The organism is Streptomyces griseosporeus (assembly GCF_014656055.1).
GTDB lineage: Bacteria > Actinomycetota > Actinomycetes > Streptomycetales > Streptomycetaceae > Streptomyces > Streptomyces griseosporeus.
The window spans coordinates 59564-76927 of record NZ_BNBR01000008.1 but is presented as its reverse complement, the minus strand read 5'-3'; the positions used below and the strand labels follow the sequence as shown (position 1 = coordinate 76927).

The window sequence follows — 17364 nt, the reverse complement described above, 5'->3', positions numbered from 1 at the left end:
TTGTTCGACTTGAGGGGGTGTTCGGGTGGTGCTGAGCCCCCGGGCTCACGCCACCGTGAGCCCCCCGGCCTGCCCGGCGCTCCCCGCTTCCGGCAGCTCCGCGTCGAGGGCCTGGCGTATGCCCGCCGCGACGGCCGGGTGCACCGGCAGCGCCAGATGGCCGACCCCGGTGACCCGGACGTTCTGCGCGCTCAGGTCCGGATGGTCGATGCAGGCCGACTCCAGCGGGTCCATGACGTGGTCCAGATCGCTCCAGAAACTGACGAAGCGGGTACGGCAGCCCGGCGCCGGCCGGGTCAGCTCCTCGATGACCGGCGAGCCGGGGCGCATCTGGCGGACGATCGGGTGCGCGTCGGCCAGCGGGGCGACCCGCGTCCCGGAGTGCGGCGTACCGAGCGTGACCAGGGTGCGGACGCGCCGGTCACCGCCCAGGCGCTGCACGTAGTAGCGCGCGATCAGCCCGCCCAGGCTGTGCCCGACGACATCGACCCGCTCGCTGCCGGTGCGCTCGCAGATCTCCTCTATGTGCCGGCCCAGCAGATCCGCCGCGACACGGATGTCGCAGGTCAGCGGCGAGTAGTTGAGGGACTCGACGCGCTGCCGGCCGTGCTGGGCCAGGCTGCGGCGCAGCAGCACGAACACGGAGCGGTTGTCGATGAACCCGTGCAGCAGCACCACCGGCGGCCGGTCCGGGGCCGGCAGCCGCGCCGGACCCGGCGCGTCCCCCGCGGACGGCCGGACGGCCGGGGCACGGCGCTCCTGCGCGATGCCGGACGGGTAGAGCAGGAGGTGGCCCGCCAGGATCGCGAACTCCAGGGCCGTCGCCTTCAGCAGCGCCACGGACAGCCCCGCCAGTCTCGCCGGCAGCAGACGCCGGCAGAGCGGCACCAGAGGCGCGAGGAGAGGCAGGGAGAGAGTCGGGGAGAGAAGCGGGAAAGGGGGCTGCGGAACCCTGGTGACCTTCATGGCCGACCTCCTGTCGGCACGCGAAGGACGGCCTCGTCCCCCGTGTGCGCTCCTGGGCGGTCGCGGGGGCGGCCATCGGGGCTTTCGGCGGTTCCCCGCTGTCATGCCTTGTCCGTCCTGCGTGCCCCGCGTGCCCTAGCCGAAACTCCGCACCGCTCCGGCGGGCGGCCTGCGGCGCGGTGGTGGGACGACCTCGTCACGGCGCCCGTTGCGCGGCTCGGAACGGTGCGCTGCCGGTGTGTCCCTGTGTGTGATTTCCCCCTCCCTGTCCACCGCGAAACGGCCGCGTGCGGGATGCTGGCGATAACGTTCGTTCACTTCCTTGGCGCGTGCGGGTACCGCTGTACTCGTCGGCAGGGATGAATGCAGTCGCTTCATGGAGGCAGTGATGGGTGTGGCAGCCGGTCCGATCCGCGTGGTGGTGGCCAAGCCGGGGCTCGACGGCCACGATCGCGGGGCCAAGGTCATCGCGCGGGCGCTGCGCGACGCGGGGATGGAGGTCATCTACACCGGACTCCACCAGACCCCCGAGCAGATCGTCGACACCGCGATCCAGGAGGACGCCGACGCGATCGGCCTGTCCATCCTCTCCGGTGCGCACAACACGCTCTTCGCGGCCGTGATCGAGCTGCTGAAGGAGCGCGAGGCCGAGGACATCCTCGTCTTCGGCGGCGGGATCATCCCCGAGGCGGACATCCCGCCGCTGAAGGAGAAGGGCGTCGCGGAGATCTTCACGCCGGGCGCGACGACGCAGTCCATCGTGGACTGGGTCCGGGCGAACGTCCGGCAGCCCGCTCAGGCCTGAGCCGGGGGCGACCCGCACGGAGGAGCCGGCGTGGCCTCGCCCGGGGGCCGCGCCGCCAGCTCCTCCGTCATCGCCGCGCGCAGGCGCAGCGTCGTCACCAGACGCTGGAACGCCTCCGCCCAGTAGCCGCCGGCCCCGGGTGAGGCGTCCTCCGGTTCGTCCGGCACGGCCAGCAGGGCATCCAGCCGGCCCGCCTCCGCCGGGTCCAGGCAGCGCTCGGCCAGCCCCATGACGCCGCTGAAACTCCACGGGTAACTCCCCGCGTCCCGGGCGATGTTGAGCGCGTCGACGACCGCGCGCCCGAGCGGCGGGGCCCAGGGCACCGCGCACACGCCGAGCAACTGGAACGCCTCGGACAGCCCGTGCACCGCGATGAACCCCGCCACCCACTCCGCCCGGTCCCCGGCCCCCAGGGTGGCGAGCAGCTTGGCCCGCTCGGCCAGCGACACCGCGCCCGGCCCGCCCGCCTCCGGCGCCGACGGCGAGCCCAGCAGCGCCCGCGCCCACGCGGCGTCCCGCTGCCGCACCGCGGCCCGGCACCACGCGGCGTGCAGCTCGCCCTGCCAGTCGTCCGCCACCGGCAACGCCACGATCTGCTCCGGCGTCCGCCCGCCCAGCCGTGCCGGCCACGCCCCGAGCGGCGCCGCCTCCACCAGCTGGCCCAGCCACCACGACCGCTCGCCCCGCCCCGCCGGTGCCTTCGCCACCACGCCGTCCCGCTCCATCCCGGCGTCGCACTCGTGCGGAGCCTCCACCACGAGCGTCGGCGTCCCGAACGTGTGATCCACCGCCACGCACGACCCGGCCCGCACCGCCATCCGCGCCGCCAGCGCCGAGCCCGGCAGCGCCGACAGCAGCTCCGCCGCCGTCGCCCGCACATTGCGGCTGCGGTCCCCGAGCGCCTGCTCCAGGAACGGCTCGTCGTCCGGGCCGAGACCCGTACGCAGCGAGTCCAGGAACATCAGCCGGTCCTCGGCACGCTCCGTCGCCCACGTCGACGCCAGCAGCTCCCGCGCCGTGCGCGGATCACGCGCCCGCAGCGCCGACAGCAGCGCCACCCGCTCCGCGAACAGGCCCTCCTGCCACAGCCGGCCCGTCCCCTCGGTGTCACCGGAGTCCGGCAGCGCCGACCCTCCGCCCGGCGTGGCCCGCAGCGCGAACCGCCAGTCCGGGTTGAGCCGCGCCAGCCACAGCCCCCGCGTCCCGGCGAAGCGCAGAGCCGCCGGCCGCAGATCGGTACGCCCCCGCGCCGCGTCCAGCAGTGCCGGCAGCAGGTGCGCGGGGGCCGCGTAGCCGTGGGCGTTCGCCGTCGCCAGCCACTGGGGGAGCAGCTCCATCAGGTCCGGGGCCGTGCCCCGGCGGCCGACGCCCGCGCCCGGACGGTCCGCCAGCAGCGTGGCCAGCCGGCGGGCCGCCGCCGCGGGCAGCGCCGGGCGCGGGTCGTCGGGCGCCGGTTCGGGCCGCCGCGCCGCGGGCACGGAGGCCGGCCGCAGCCCGGCCCGCCGCCGTACGGTCGCCTCCGCCGCCGCGTCCAGCAGCGCCACGGGGGCCTCCCGGCCGGGGGCGGAGACGGGCGGGGTACGCCGCTCGGTGCCCAGCAGGGCCGCGGTGACCAGCTCTTCCCAGAGGTCCGGGGCCGGCCGGGCGGGCGGGGCCGGGGTGCCGTTCATGCGGGTCCTTTCCGTCGCATCCGCTGGTTCGGAGGTTGGGTCGCTTCGGTCGCTTCGGTCGCTTCGGTCGCTTGGGCACTTCTGTCGGGTACTTCCGTCGCCGCGCCGAGGGGATGGGCCGCGCGCGGCCGGATCACGGGTCAGTACAGGGGCACCGCCTCCCCCTCCCCCCGCGGCCAGGCCGTCAGCGGGGTGAAGCCCCGGTGGCCGCACTCGCCGAAGACCTTCACCGGGGCGCCGCCCGAGAGCGCGACCAGCCGCCACAGACCCGGCCGGGAACGCGCGACCGGGGTCAGGGGCAGGGCCGTGTCCTCGTCGGCGTCCGCCAGCTGCCAGGAGTCGCCGTCCGGCACCGGTACGACCCGCTCCAGCGTCACCGGCACGGACTCCAGCCAGGGGTCGGCGCGCAGGGCCTCGCCGTAACGGGCCGCGGCTTCCGCCGTCGTCACCCCCTCGGGCCGGGTCCCGGCCGGGGCGGGCGGGGCGAACCGTTCGCCCAGCGCCACCCGGCCGGCGGCGCCCGGATAAGCGGACACCTCCGCGTCCAGGGCCAGTCCGACCGGCAGCGCCAGCTCGGGCGCGCGGCCGGCCGCGCCGTACGACAGCAGCAGGGCCGTACGCCGGGAGGCGGTGCCGTACAGCCAGATGCGGCGGGTCGTCAGCTTGGCGTCGGCCGTGTCGTACTGCGCGAGGACCAGCCACCGGTCGCGCACCGGTGGACCCTGCGCGGCGCCGGGCAGGCCGACGCGAGAGCGGACCGTCGCCGCCAGCTCCTGCGGCAGCCGCTCCCGGCCGAGCCAGCCCTGGTCCAGCAGGTGCAGCAGCGCGCACTCCTCCAGCAGCCGCACCTGCCAGCCCGGCCCGGAGCCGGGTATCGCGCCCAGCTCCCGCACCCGGGCGGCCAGGCCCGGGGCCTGCGCGTCGACCATGCGGGCCGCCGTCTCCTCCCACAGCTCGTACCCCGCCTGCTCGGCCGCGGCCAGGCCGCCCCGCAGCAGATCGGCGAGACGCTGCTCCAGCTCGGTCGCGCCCGCCGTGATCCGCTCGGCGCGCCGCTCCGCCCGGCGCCGCGCCGCCTCCGGATCGGCGGTGCCGGACGACGAGCCCTCCGCGCCCGTCGTCCGCCGCTCCGCCGCCCGCTCCTCTCTCCCCTTTCTCCCCTGCACGGCCCAGGCCGGCGGTTCCCCCCGCGGCACCGCGCCGTCCCCCTCGGCCCAGAGCAGCAGCAGCCCCAGCGCGTGCTTGCACGGCACCTTGCGGCTCGGACAGGTGCATGCGCACGCGAGGCCCGACGCGTCGGCCGTGTCCACCACCGTCCGGTACGGCCCGCTGCCGCCGCCCTTGCACAGCCCCCACACCGTGCCGTCGGCGGAGCTGCCCGTCTCCGACCACGGACCCGCCGCGCCGAGCCTGCTGCCCGCCTCGCGTGACGCGGCGTCAGGCGCCAGCGCCAGCACCTGCTCCGCGCTCCAGCGCACCCCGTGCTCAGTCATGCCACCGACGGTAGGTCCCCCCACTGACAACGGGTCCCGCGAGCGGTCCCGCCGACCCCGCCACGAGGGCGTTTACGCAGGTCGGAACGCGTTGTCAGTGGGGTGGTGCACGGTGGATGACAGACCGAACCGGCCGAGCTGGAGGGGGACTTTGCCATGACCGTGTCCGGGGAGACGACGACCGCCCTGCCGGGCGGAGAACAGCCCGCGCAGGTGCTGCGGCCGCACGCCGAGGACGCCTTCGCCCAGGAACTCGCCGCGCTGGCCGCGCAGGACGACCGCCCGCGCCCGCCCCGCTGGAAGCTGTCGCCGTGGGCGGTGGCGACCTACCTGCTCGGCGGCACCCTGCCCGACGGCACCGTGATCACACCGAAGTACGTCGGCCCGCGCCGCATCGTCGAGGTCGCCGTCACCACGCTCGCCACCGACCGCGCCCTGCTGCTGCTCGGCGTGCCGGGCACCGCCAAGACCTGGGTGTCGGAACACCTCGCCGCCGCGGTCAGCGGCGACTCCACCCTGCTCGTGCAGGGCACGGCCGGCACCCCGGAGGAGGCCATCCGCTACGGCTGGAACTACGCGCAGCTGCTCGCCCACGGCCCGAGCCGCGACGCCCTCGTGCCCAGCCCCGTCATGCGGGCCATGGCCGAGGGGATGACCGCCCGGATCGAGGAGCTGACCCGGATCCCGGCCGACGTGCAGGACTCGCTCATCACCCTCCTGTCGGAGAAGACCCTGCCGATACCGGAGCTGGGGCAGGAGGTGCAGGCGGTCCGCGGCTTCAACCTCATCGCCACCGCCAACGACCGCGACCGCGGCGTCAACGACCTGTCCAGCGCGCTGCGCCGCCGCTTCAACACGGTGGTGCTGCCGCTGCCGGAGAGCGTCGAGGCCGAGGTCGACATCGTCTCCCGGCGCGTGGACCAGATCGGCCGCTCGCTGGACCTGCCGGCCGTGCCCGACGGCATCGACGAGATCCGCCGGGTCGTCACCGTCTTCCGTGAGCTGCGCGACGGGATCACCGCCGACGGCCGTACGAAGGTGAAGTCGCCCAGCGGCACGCTCTCCACCGCCGAGGCGATCTCCGTCGTCACCAACGGCCTCGCGCTCGCCGCCCACTTCGGTGACGGCGTGCTCCGGCCGGGCGACGTCGCCGCGGGCATCCTCGGCGCCGTCGTCCGGGACCCGGCCGCCGACCGGGTCGTCTGGCAGGAGTACCTGGAGGCCGTCGTCCGCGAACGGGACGGCTGGACCGACTTCTACCGAGCCTGCCGGGAGGTGAGCGCATGAGGGGTGCCCGGCCGCGCCGGGGTGGAGGCCGGGTCGCCGGCCGAGGCAGAGACGAGATCCACGGGCTGACGTGGGTGGGGTGACGTACGGGGGATGTGCGCTGTGACCAGTCGAGACATGCGGGGGATCCGGACGATGACCGATGGCGGGGTGCAGGCGATGCGGGGGACGGCCGTTGCCGACGTGCGAGTGAGGGCGACCGGGGACGAGGACACGCGCTGGCCGCGGAGGGTGAGGGAGGCCGGATGACGAGGACCGGGGCGGGGGTGCTGCTGCTCGGGGTGCGGCATCACGGGCCCGGGTCGGCGCGGGCCGTGCGGGCCGCGCTGGAGGCGGCCCGGCCGCGGATCGTGCTGATCGAGGGGCCGCCCGAGGCGGACCCGTTGATCCCGCTCGCCGCCGAGGAGGACATGCGGCCGCCGGTCGCCCTCCTCGCCCACGCCGTGGACGAGCCCGGCCGCTCGGCGTTCTGGCCGATGGCCGAGTTCTCCCCGGAGTGGGTCGCCCTGCGCTGGGCGCTGGACCACGGCGTCCCCGCCCGTTTCATCGACCTGCCGGCCACCCACACGCTGGCCTGGGAGCGGGACACGGACGGCACCGGCCGCGACGGGGACACCGGTCCGTCGGAACCCGACCTGCGGATCGATCCGCTCGCCGTGCTCGCCGACACCGCCGGGTACGACGACCCCGAGCGCTGGTGGGAGGACGTGGTCGAACACCGGGGCCTCGGAGAGGGGGACGCGTACGCGCCGTTCGCCGTGGTGGAGGAGGCGATGACCGCCCTGCGGGACGCGTACGGCAGCGGCGGTCACCAGCGGGACCTGGTGCGGGAGGCGTACATGCGCCTCCAGGTACGGGCGGCCCGGCGTGAGGCGGGGGACGACGCAGTGGCCGTGGTCTGCGGGGCCTGGCACGTGCCCGCGCTGCGGCGGCAGCCCACCGTCACCGCCGACAAGGCACTGCTCAAGGGCCTGCCCAAGACCAAGGCGGACCTGACGTGGGTGCCGTGGACGTACCGCAGGCTCGCCCGGGCCGGAGGGTACGGCGCGGGAATCGACTCGCCTGGCTGGTACGGGCATCTCTTCGCCGCGCCGGACCGGCCGGTCGAGCGGTGGATGACCAAGGTGGCCGGACTGCTGCGCGAGGAGGACCGGCTCGTCTCCTCCGCGCACGTCATCGAGGCGGTGCGGCTGGCGGACACGCTCGCCGCGCTGCGCGGACGGCCGCTGCCCGGGCTGGGCGAGACCACCGACGCGGTACGGGCGGTGATGTGCGACGGCTCGGACGTGCCGCTGGCGCTGGTGCACGACCGGCTCGTGGTCGGCGAGGTGCTGGGGGAGGTGCCGTCGGCGGCGCCCGCGGTGCCGTTGCAGCGGGACCTCGACCGGCTCCAGCGGCGGCTGCGGCTCAGACCCGAGGCACAGGAGCGGGAGGTCGAACTCGACCTGCGCGGGGAGACCGACGCCGAGCGCAGCAGGCTGCTGCACCGGCTGCGGCTGCTCGGCGTCGACTGGGGCCGGCGGCAGGCCTCCCGGGGCAGCACGGGCACGTTCCGGGAGACCTGGCGGCTGCGCTGGGAGCCGGAGCTGTCGGTGCGGGTCGCCGAGGCGGGCGTGTGGGGGACGACGGTGTTCGCCGCCGCGACCGGCAGGGCCGAGGCCGACGCGGTGGCCGCGCGGTCCCTCGCCGAGGTCACCGCGCTGGCCGAACAGTGCCTGCTGGCCGGGCTGTCCGACGCGCTCCCCGCGGTGATGCGGGTCCTGGCCGACCGGGCCGCTCTCGACGCGGACGTCGGCCACCTCGCCCAGGCCCTGCCCGCCCTGGTCCGCGCCCTGCGCTACGGCGACGTGCGCGGCACCGACACCGGGGCGCTCGCCGAGGTCGCCGTGGGCCTCGCCCGGCGGATCTTCGCCGGCCTGCCCCCGGCCTGCGCCGCCCTCGACGCGGACGCCGCCGACGAGATGCGCCGCCATGTCGACGCGGTGCACGGGGCGGTGGGGCTGCTGGACGACACGGACGACGGTGGCGGGACGGGCGGCACCCGCGGCCGTGGTGCCGATGGGCTGCGTCCCCGCTGGTACGGAGTGCTGCGCGGGTTGTCCGGGCGGGACCGTGTGGCCGGCGTGATCCGGGGGCGGGCCGTACGGCTGCTGCTGGACGGCGGGGAAGTGGACCAGGACGAGGCCGCCCGGCTGATGGGGCTCGCGCTCTCGCGGGGGACGCCGCCGGCAGACGCGGCCGCCTGGATCGAGGGGTTCGTCGGTGGCGGGGGCGGCGGGATGCTGCTCGTGCACGACGAGCGGCTGCTCGCCCTGGTGGACGGCTGGCTGACCGGGGTGCCGGCGGAGGCGTTCACCGATGTGCTGCCGCTGCTGCGGCGGACGTTCGGGGCGTACGAGCCGGCAGTGCGCCGCACTCTCGGGGAACTGGTCCGGCGCGGACCGGGCCGGCGGGCCGGGGGAGCGCCCGGCGGCTCCGGACTGCCGGGCTTCGCGGAAGACCTGGACGAGGGACGCGCGGACGCCGTGGTGCCGGTGGTGCGCCTGTTGCTGGGACGTGCCGAGGACGGAGAGAGGAACGAGCCGGTGGGGGTGGGGACATGACGACCGACGACAAGACGGGCACCGGCCCGCCGCACGAGGCATCGGAGCGGCTGCGGCGCTGGCGGCTGGTGCTGGGCGGGGGCGCGGCGGACGGTACCGGACACGTGCTGTCCGGGCGGGACGCGGCGATGGACGGCACCCTGGCCGCGCTCTACGGCACACAGGACAAGCCGCGCACCGGCCGGGACCGTGCGGCGGGGCTCGGCGCCTCGGCCCCGTCGGTGGCCCGCTGGCTCGGGGACATCCGCGCCTACTTCCCCACCTCCGTCGTCCAGGTCATGCAGCGCGACGCCGTCGAACGGCTCGGGCTGTCCGCGCTGCTGCTGGAGCCGGAGATGCTCCAGGCCGTGGAGGCGGACGTGCACCTCGTCGGCACCCTGCTGTCGCTGAACAAGGCGATGCCGGAGACGACGAAGGAGACGGCACGGGCCGTCGTCCGCAAGGTCGTCGACGATCTGGAGAAGCGGCTCGCCGCCCGCACCCGGGCCACGCTCACCGGCGCGCTCGACCGCAGCGCCCGCGTCGCCCGGCCCCGCCACCACGACATCGACTGGAACCGCACCATCGCGGCCAACCTCAAGCACTACCTGCCGGAGTACGGCACGGTCGTCCCGGAGCGGATCGTCGGGTACGGGCGGGCGGCGCGGTCCGTGAAGAAGGACGTCATCCTCTGCATCGACCAGTCGGGGTCGATGGCGGCGTCCGTCGTCCACGCCTCCGTCTTCGGTGCGGTGCTGGCCTCGATGCGGTCGATCAGCACCCGGCTCGTCGTCTTCGACACCGCCGTCGCCGACCTCACCGACCAGCTCGACGACCCGGTCGACGTCCTCTTCGGCACCCGGCTCGGCGGCGGCACCGACATCAACCGGGCCCTCGCCTACTGCCAGTCGCGGATCACCCGGCCCGCGGAGACGGTCGTCGTGCTGATCAGCGACCTCTACGAGGGCGGTATCCGCCACGAGATGCTCAAGCGGGTGGCGGCGATGAAGGCGTCGGGGGTGCAGTTCGTGGCGCTGCTCGCGCTGTCGGACGAGGGAGCGCCGGCCTACGACCGGGAACACGCGGCCGCGCTCGCGGCGCTGGGCGCACCGGCGTTCGCCTGCACACCCGACCTGTTCCCCGAGGTGATGGCGGCGGCCATCGAGAAACGGCCGCTGCCGATACCGGACACCGCGTAAGAGGGGGCAGGAATGCGGACATGACTACCCATCGGTAACAGGGGGCTTGCGCAACCGCGGGCGTCCCGTGCGACGATCGGCGTCCCACCACACCGGAGGAACCCGCCCCCTTGACCTGGCCGACAGCCCTGCCCGGTGCCGCTGCGCGCGTGTTGCGCGCGGTGGCCGGACGGCGTGCGCTCCAGGTCGCGCTGATGGTGGGGGCGTTCTTCGCGCTGGGCTTCCTCTGCGGGGAGAAGGCGCAGGCGGCCGAGACGGCGACCCCGGCCGTCCCGGCGGTCACCGTCCCTACGGTCACCGTCCCTACGGTCACCGTTCCGGGCGTGTCCGACGCCGTCCGTCCGCCCGCTGAACACGCGCCGGCGGAGGATGTCGTCCGGCCCGTGGCCGAGCGCACGGTGACCTCGGTGCGGGAGCGTGTGGTGCGGCCCGCCGGCGAGGTGGTGGAGTCGGTCACCGCCGCGACATCCCAGCTCCCCGAGCTGCCGTCCGCGCCGGCCTTGCCGAACGTGCCGGATCTGCCGTCCGCGCCGGCCTTGCCGCAGCTGCCGGATCTGCCGTCCGTGCCGGATGTGCCCTCCGTCTCCGACTTGCCGGCGCTCCCCGCACCCGTGCCCACGACGGCCGCACCGCACCCCGCCGCCCCGGCCTCCGCGGTGGCCCCTGCCACCGCCGCCCCGGCGGCAGCCCGCACCGCCCCGGCCGCAGCGCCGGACGCGATGCCCACCCCGGCGCGCACCGGCGACTTCCACGCAACGCCCGCCGAGCACGCCGCCGCACCGCATCGCCGCGCGGCCCGCACCAGCAACCCCAGCCGACTCCCCGCTCCCCACGCCCCCGAGAGCAACCTCGGCAGCAGCGCCTCGGGAGACGCTGGCAGTTCACGCCACGGTGACGCGCACGCCGTCACGCCGTGCCCGCGTCTGCCCGTGCGGCTCGCCGCCGGTGCCGTGGCGCGGTCCGGCGCCGCCGGGATCCGGGACCGGTACCGGGACATCCCCGTCTTCCCTGCCTAGCGCGACCCCTCCCCCCGCAGTGGACCTGCCGCGCGGGGGCGGAGAGGTCCGCCTGTCCGCGTCCGGACGCCCCTGACGCCGTCCCGACGCCCTGTGTCCCCCCAGTCCCTTCCGGCGCCCCGGAAACCGGCCCGGTCTTCCCGGCTCGGTGCCCCTCCGGAGGCGCGGACCCCTGTAGATCCGAGGATCTGACGCTCGTATGAACAAGAACATCCGCCGTTCCATCGTGATAGCCGCCGGCGTGACCGGCGCCTGGGCGCTCGGCTCCACCGTCGCCAGCGCCGACGAGCTGCCGAGCAGCTCCCTGTCCGTGTCGGACACGACCGCCGACGCCGGTGACACGCTCGGCGTGGTCGCCGACACCGTCGACGCCGTCGACGGTGTGGTCGCCGACGTGAGCAGCGGCGTGCAGGGCACGGTCTCCGGCCTCACCACCGGCAGCACGGCCACCTCCACGACCGGCAAGGTCACCGCCGGCGCGACCGGCACGGTCACCTCCGTCACCGGCACCGCCACCCACACCGCCGACCAGGCCCGCCGTTACGTCGAGGCCGACGTCACCGTCCCGCAGGCCGCCAAGGTCCGCGGTGCCGAGGCGATCAAGGGCGCGCAGGCGGCGCGGGCCGCCTCCGTCGCGTCCGGGAGCGCCACGGCCACCGCCGCTGCCGCCACCGCCGAGCACACCGCCGCCCCCACCGCCGACCGGGCCTCCGACGCGGCGTCCGCCACGCGGGACGGTCTGCCGCACACGCCGCAGGACGCCATCGACTACCTCTTCGGCCCGCTCGCCGCCTTCGCCCCCGAGCTGGAGCAGGCGCTGGCCGCCGCGCAGAGCAAGCTGCAGGCCGTGCAGACGGCGGCCCGCGGCCGGGTGCAGGGCGTCGACGGCGTCGTGCGGACGAAGGCGCAGTACGCGACGACGGGCGCGGGCCGCACGGCCACCGGCGCGCAGGCCGCCGCCCACGCCGCGGCCGCCTCCACGACCCGGGCCGCCTCCGGGACCGCCTCCGCCGCGACGTACACCGCCCAGGACGTGAAGGGCGCCGCCGAGGCCTCGGTCTCCGCCGTCCCGGCCCACCTCACCGGCACGGTCGAGGGCGTCGAGCAGCGCGTCGTCGGCACCGTCTCGGCGGTGCCCGGCACGGTCACCCCGGTGGTGCGCGAGACGGCGGCCGCGGCGGTGCCGCCGGTCGCGGGCGCCGCCGTGGACGGCGTGGTCCCGGTCGCCGGGCAGGCCGTGGCCGGCGTGCCGCCGCTGGCCGGGCCCGCGGTCGGCGGGGTCGCCGGCACCGCCACGGACGCGGTGCACGGCGTCCACCCCGTCGCCACCGGCGCGGTGCGGGGCGTGCAGCCGGTCGCCACCGGCGCGGTGGCCGGGGTCACCCCGGTCGCCGGGCAGGCGGTGCACGGGGTCGCCGCCACCGCCGACCACACCGTGGACGCCGCGACCGCGCTGGCGTACGGCGTGGTGGCGGACGTGCAGCCCGTCGCCGGCGGTGTCGCGCAGGGGGTGCCGCCGGTCGCGCAGGGCGCGGTGTACGGCGTCGGCCACGTCGCCGACGGCGCGGTGCGGGGCGTCCGGCCGGTCGCCGGGGACGCCGTCGGGGACGTGCGGTCGGTCGCCGGGGGTGCCGTCGGTGAGGCGCACGGGGTGGCGTACGGCGTCGTCGCGGACGTACCGCCGTACGCCACCGGGCTTGCCGGCCAGGCCGCGCACGACGTGACCGGCGCGGTGCTGCCGCCGGTGGCGAACACCGCCGTGCACGGGGTGCTGCCGGTCGCCGGGCAGGCCGCGGTGGACGCGGGGACGCTGGCGTACGGCGTGGCGGGCGACGTCGCGCCGTTCGCGGCCGGGGTGACCGGTGAGGTGGGCCCGTTCGCGCACGGGGTGGCCGGGCAGGCGGGCGGCCTCGCGTACGGCGTCGCGGAGGACGTGCCGCCGTTCGCGGCGGGCGTCACCCGGGCGGCGGAGCCCGTCGTCGGCCTCGTCCGGCCGGTGGCGGACGGCGTGGCCGGCAGCGCCACGGGACTGGCGTACGGCGTGGCGGGCGACGTCACGCCGTTCGCGGCCGGGGTGACCGGGGAGGTGGACCCGTTCGCGTACGGCGTCGCCGGGCAGGTGGCGCCGTTCGCGCAGGACCTGACGGGGACCGTGCGGGACACGGCCCACCCGCTGGCCGGCCACGCGGTCGACGGCGTGACGGGTGTGGTCCACTCGGCCACCCCTGGGTACGTGCAGGACGTACAGAACCCGCAGTACCGCCTCTGACGCCCGACGCGTCCGCGGACACCACGCAGACGCCGCGGGGCTGACGTACCCGGACGGCCGAAAGCCGTCGGTCGCGTCCGGCCGGAACCCCGCGGAAGGGGGCGGGCGGTCCCCATTGGGGTGGGGACCGCCGGCCCCGAGCCCCGTGCCGGCACCTGCCGCCGGGGCCTGTTCGAGGGGCCTCACCGGGCCTACCCCAACCCGGTGAGGCCCTGCCCGCACCTCGCCCGCATCCGCCGCGCACCTCGCCGCATCGGCCGCGCACCCCGCCCCGAGGCCCGCGCCGGCGGCACGCAGTGCCGACGAATCGAACAGATTCCGGCATCGTGTGACAGGTATCACCGCTCACGTGTGAGATGCGATTTAGAGAGGTCCGCCCAGCGGCGATAACCTGCGAGACGGACATGCCGCGCGCTCGGACACCGTGTGCGCCCCCCTTGTGACAAGCGGACGTCACGTTGCCCTTCGCGGCACGCCCACGCATCCAACGAACCGCGAGATCACTGATAGGGACGGAAGCGCGTGGACCTGTTCGAGTACCAGGCGAGGGACCTCTTCGCCAAGCACGATGTACCGGTGCTGGCCGGTGAAGTCATCGACACGCCTGAGGCGGCGCGCGAGATCACCGAGCGTCTGGGCGGCAAGTCCGTCGTCAAGGCGCAGGTGAAGGTCGGTGGTCGCGGCAAGGCCGGCGGCGTCAAGCTCGCCGCCACCCCGGACGAGGCCGTCGCCCGCGCGACGGACATCCTCGGCATGGACATCAAGGGCCACACGGTCCACAAGGTGATGATCGCCGAGACGGCTCCGGAGATCCTCGAGGAGTACTACGTCTCCTTCCTCCTCGACCGTGCCAACCGCACCTTCCTCTCCATCGCGTCCGTCGAGGGCGGCATGGAGATCGAGGAGGTGGCGGCCACCCGCCCCGAGGCCGTCGCCAAGATCGCGATCGACGCCATCGACGGCGTGGACGAGGCAAAGGCCCGCGAGATCGTCGAGGCCGCCAAGTTCCCGGCCGAGGTCGCCGACAAGGTCGTGAACGTCCTCGTCAAGCTGTGGGACACCTTCATCAAGGAGGACGCCCTCCTGGTCGAGGTCAACCCGCTGGCGAAGGTCGCCTCCGGCGAGGTCATCGCCCTCGACGGCAAGGTGTCGCTGGACGACAACGCCGAGTTCCGCCACCCGGACTTCGAGGAACTGCACGACAAGGCCGCCGCCAACCCGCTCGAGGCGGCTGCCAAGGCGAAGAACCTCAACTACGTCAAGCTCGACGGCGAGGTCGGCATCATCGGCAACGGCGCGGGTCTCGTCATGAGCACCCTGGACGTCGTCGCGTACGCCGGTGAGAACCACTCCGGCGTCAAGCCCGCCAACTTCCTCGACATCGGTGGCGGCGCCTCCGCCGAGGTCATGGCGAACGGCCTGGAGATCATCCTCGGCGACCCGGACGTCAAGTCCGTCTTCGTCAACGTCTTCGGCGGCATCACCGCCTGCGACGCCGTCGCGAACGGCATCGTGCAGGCCCTGGAGCTCCTGGAGAGCAAGGGCGAGGAAGTCACCAAGCCGCTGGTCGTCCGCCTCGACGGCAACAACGCCGAGCTGGGCCGGAAGATCCTGGACGACCGCAACCACCCGCTCGTGCAGCGTGTGGACACCATGGACGGCGCGGCCGACAAGGCCGCCGAGCTGGCTGCTGCCGCGAAGTAAGGGACGAGGTCACACAACACCATGGCTATCTTCCTCACCAAGGAATCCAAGGTCATCGTCCAGGGCATGACCGGCTCCGAGGGCCAGAAGCACACCAAGCGCATGCTGGCGTCCGGCACCAACATCGTCGGTGGCGTGAACCCGCGCAAGGCGGGCACCTCGGTCGACTTCGACGGCACCGAGGTACCGGTCTTCGGCTCCGTCAAGGAGGCCATCGAGAAGACCGGCGCCGACGTGACGGTCATCTTCGTCCCGGAGAAGTTCACCAAGGACGCGGTCATCGAGGCGATCGACGCCGAGATCCCGCTCGCGGTCGTCATCACCGAGGGCGTCGCCGTGCACGACACGGCGAACTTCTGGGCGTACGCCGGCAAGAAGGGCAACAAGACCCGCATCATCGGTCCGAACTGCCCCGGCCTGATCACCCCCGGTCAGTCGAACGCCGGCATCATCCCGGCCGACATCACCAAGCCGGGCCGCATCGGCCTGGTCTCGAAGTCGGGCACGCTGACGTACCAGATGATGTACGAGCTGCGGGACATCGGCTTCTCGACCTGCGTCGGCATCGGTGGTGACCCGATCATCGGCACCACCCACATCGACGCGCTGAAGGCGTTCCAGGACGACCCCGACACCGACCTGATCGTCATGATCGGTGAGATCGGCGGCGACGCCGAGGAGCGGGCCGCGGCCTTCATCAAGGACAACGTGACCAAGCCGGTCGTCGGCTACGTCGCGGGCTTCACCGCGCCCGAGGGCAAGACCATGGGCCACGCCGGCGCCATCGTCTCCGGCTCCTCCGGCACGGCCCAGGCCAAGAAGGAGGCCCTGGAGGCCGCCGGCGTCAAGGTCGGCAAGACGCCGACCGAGACGGCCAAGCTCGCCCGCGAGATCCTCGCCGGCTGAGCGCCTGAACCACGCCGGTGGGCCCGCTCCCCGTACAGGGGGGCGGGCCCACCGCCGTTCCACGGCCGGGCCGGCCGCCGTCCGGACCGCCCTCAGCCCGCCGTCCGGGCCGCCGTCCGGCTGCCGTCCGGGTCGCCCTCCGGCCGTCGTCCGGCCGCCGTTCCGCAGCCGTCAGGGTCGCCCGCCCAGCGCCGGGTCCGCCGCCGCCCCGGCCGCCCGTCCATCGCCTGGTCCCACTGCCGGGTGAGTCGCGCCAGGGGCCCTCACTCGGCGCGCGGGACCAGTCGCTCCGGGCCGTGGGCCGTCTCCGACCGCAGCTTGGCCTTCAGGGACAGCTCCTCCTCCGACAGCGGGCCGGGGGCCGACCTCGGAGGGACTCCCTGTACGGCCTCGCCCGGCGGCACGGGAGGTTCGTACTGCGTGGGGGCCGTCCGCAGGGTCAGGGCCGTCGCGCCGATGATCGCGACCGTGAAGGCGATGGCGGCCCGGGTCCAGAAGCGGGCGCGGCGTTCGCTGCCCGAGCGGACGACGGGCGGCCTCGGGGCGCGCAGTCGCTCGGCGGAGGCCAGGGCGGTCAGCCGCCGGTGCAGTTCGGCGGGGTCCGTCAGGTCCGGCAGGCGGGCGGCGACGGCCTGCCGGGCGTGCAGCAGGCGGCCGGCCGCGGCGGGCGTGCTCGCCTCCGTCTCGGCGGCGGTCTCCGGCAGGCCGAGGCCCACGCCGTCGTGCAGGAGCAGCGTGCGGCGGTACGACGGCGGCAGGCTCAGCATCACGTCCAGCAGCACCCGGTCGGCGGGCGCGGCGGGCGGCGGCTCGGGGTGCCGGTAGCGGGGGCGGAAGCGGTGCCAGGGGGAGAGGGCGTACTCGTACGCCGCCGCCCGCACCCAGCTCGCCGGGTCGCGGTCCCGGGCCACCTCGGGCCAGCGCTGCCAGGCGAGCTGGAAGGCCCGCTCCACCGACTCGCGGGCCAGTTCCCGCCGGCCGGTGAGCAGAAAGGCCTGGCGTACGAGGGCGGGGGCGCAGAACGCGTACAGCGCGTCGAAGGCCTGAGCGGGCGTCAGGGCGGGCGCGGGGGCGGAGGCCGCGGGTGAGGAGGGGGAGGGGGCGGCCTGGGGCTGGGGTACGGCCACCACCACTTCCTTGGCGAGGGACACCGGGGTGACGGGCTCCGGCGTCTGAGGGGCCGTCATCTCGGATGCCGCCTCGGGTGTCACCTCGGGTGTTACCTCGGACCGCTCGGCGAAGTCGGCCAGCAGTCTGCTGTACGCCTCCCCCTTCGCGCCGCGCGGTGCCGTACGGCCGGACTCCCACGCGCGCACCGTCTGCCGGGAGACACCCAGCCGTGCCGCGAGCTGAGCCTGCGTCAGCGAGGCCGTCTCGCGCAGGCGTCGGCGCTCCTTGGGCGGAGGAAGCGGGGTGGCAGGGCTCTGCGTCACAGGGCGCCCCTTCGTACGAAAAAGTACATAAACG

General features: G+C 75.2%; 12 protein-coding genes. 8 read left to right on the top strand and 4 right to left on the bottom strand.

Annotation, left to right across the window (positions count from 1 at the left end; translation table 11 throughout):
* Positions 1 to 45: 45 nt before the first annotated feature.
* Complete coding sequence (locus tag IE308_RS31725; protein WP_190220551.1) at positions 46 to 966, bottom strand: esterase/lipase family protein; 921 nt, start codon at positions 964 to 966, stop codon at positions 46 to 48.
* A 388-nt stretch (positions 967 to 1354) separates the two neighbouring features.
* Here IE308_RS31725 and icmB point away from each other — a divergent pair, with 388 nt between their 5' ends.
* The gene (gene icmB / locus IE308_RS31720; protein WP_110629901.1) at positions 1355 to 1771 is read left to right on the top strand and encodes a coenzyme B12-dependent isobutyryl CoA mutase small subunit; all 417 of its coding nucleotides are present in this window, start codon (positions 1355 to 1357) and stop codon (positions 1769 to 1771) included.
* Here icmB and IE308_RS31715 read toward each other — a convergent pair.
* Positions 1762 to 3441, bottom strand: a complete 1680-nt coding sequence (locus IE308_RS31715) for a DUF5691 domain-containing protein (protein WP_190220550.1) — start codon at positions 3439 to 3441, stop codon at positions 1762 to 1764. The two genes, icmB and IE308_RS31715, sit on opposite strands and share 10 nt — an antisense overlap.
* Before the next feature lie 140 nt (positions 3442 to 3581).
* On the bottom strand, positions 3582 to 4934 hold the full coding sequence (locus tag IE308_RS31710; RefSeq protein ID WP_190220549.1) for an SWIM zinc finger family protein: 1353 nt from the start codon (positions 4932 to 4934) through the stop codon (positions 3582 to 3584).
* Between the two features lie 156 nt (positions 4935 to 5090).
* On the opposite strand from IE308_RS31710, the gene IE308_RS31705 reads away from it, so the two are divergent.
* From IE308_RS31705 to sucD, 7 genes are all read left to right on the top strand, one after another.
* A complete protein-coding gene (locus IE308_RS31705) occupies positions 5091 to 6221 on the top strand; it encodes an ATP-binding protein (RefSeq protein WP_110629904.1) in 1131 nt (376 codons plus the stop codon).
* A 245-nt stretch (positions 6222 to 6466) separates the two neighbouring features.
* Entirely contained in the window at positions 6467 to 8824 is a 2358-nt protein-coding gene (locus IE308_RS31700; RefSeq protein ID WP_190220548.1) for a DUF5682 family protein, read from the top strand.
* Complete coding sequence (locus IE308_RS31695; protein ID WP_190220547.1) at positions 8821 to 10002, top strand: VWA domain-containing protein; 1182 nt, start codon at positions 8821 to 8823, stop codon at positions 10000 to 10002. Before IE308_RS31700 ends, IE308_RS31695 begins: the two co-directional genes overlap by 4 nt.
* A 110-nt stretch (positions 10003 to 10112) precedes the next feature.
* The gene (locus tag IE308_RS31690; protein WP_190220546.1) at positions 10113 to 11018 is read left to right on the top strand and encodes a hypothetical protein; all 906 of its coding nucleotides are present in this window, start codon (positions 10113 to 10115) and stop codon (positions 11016 to 11018) included.
* A gap of 199 nt (positions 11019 to 11217) precedes the next feature.
* The gene (locus tag IE308_RS37110; protein ID WP_229909288.1) at positions 11218 to 13287 is read left to right on the top strand and encodes a proline dehydrogenase family protein; all 2070 of its coding nucleotides are present in this window, start codon (positions 11218 to 11220) and stop codon (positions 13285 to 13287) included.
* 522 nt (positions 13288 to 13809) lie between these two features.
* Positions 13810 to 14991: an ADP-forming succinate--CoA ligase subunit beta gene (sucC, locus tag IE308_RS31680; protein ID WP_110629907.1), complete on the top strand. Its 1182-nt coding sequence runs from the start codon at positions 13810 to 13812 to the stop codon at positions 14989 to 14991.
* Positions 14992 to 15012: 21 nt separating this feature from the next.
* Positions 15013 to 15897 carry a succinate--CoA ligase subunit alpha gene (gene sucD / locus IE308_RS31675; protein WP_110629908.1) on the top strand — a complete coding sequence of 295 codons (885 nt, stop codon included), beginning with the start codon at positions 15013 to 15015 and terminating at the stop codon, positions 15895 to 15897.
* A gap of 263 nt (positions 15898 to 16160) precedes the next feature.
* Here the strand turns inward: sucD and IE308_RS31670 are convergent, their stop codons facing one another.
* Complete coding sequence (locus IE308_RS31670) at positions 16161 to 17330, bottom strand: helix-turn-helix domain-containing protein (RefSeq protein ID WP_190220545.1); 1170 nt, start codon at positions 17328 to 17330, stop codon at positions 16161 to 16163.
* Between the last annotated feature and the right edge of the window lie 34 nt (positions 17331 to 17364).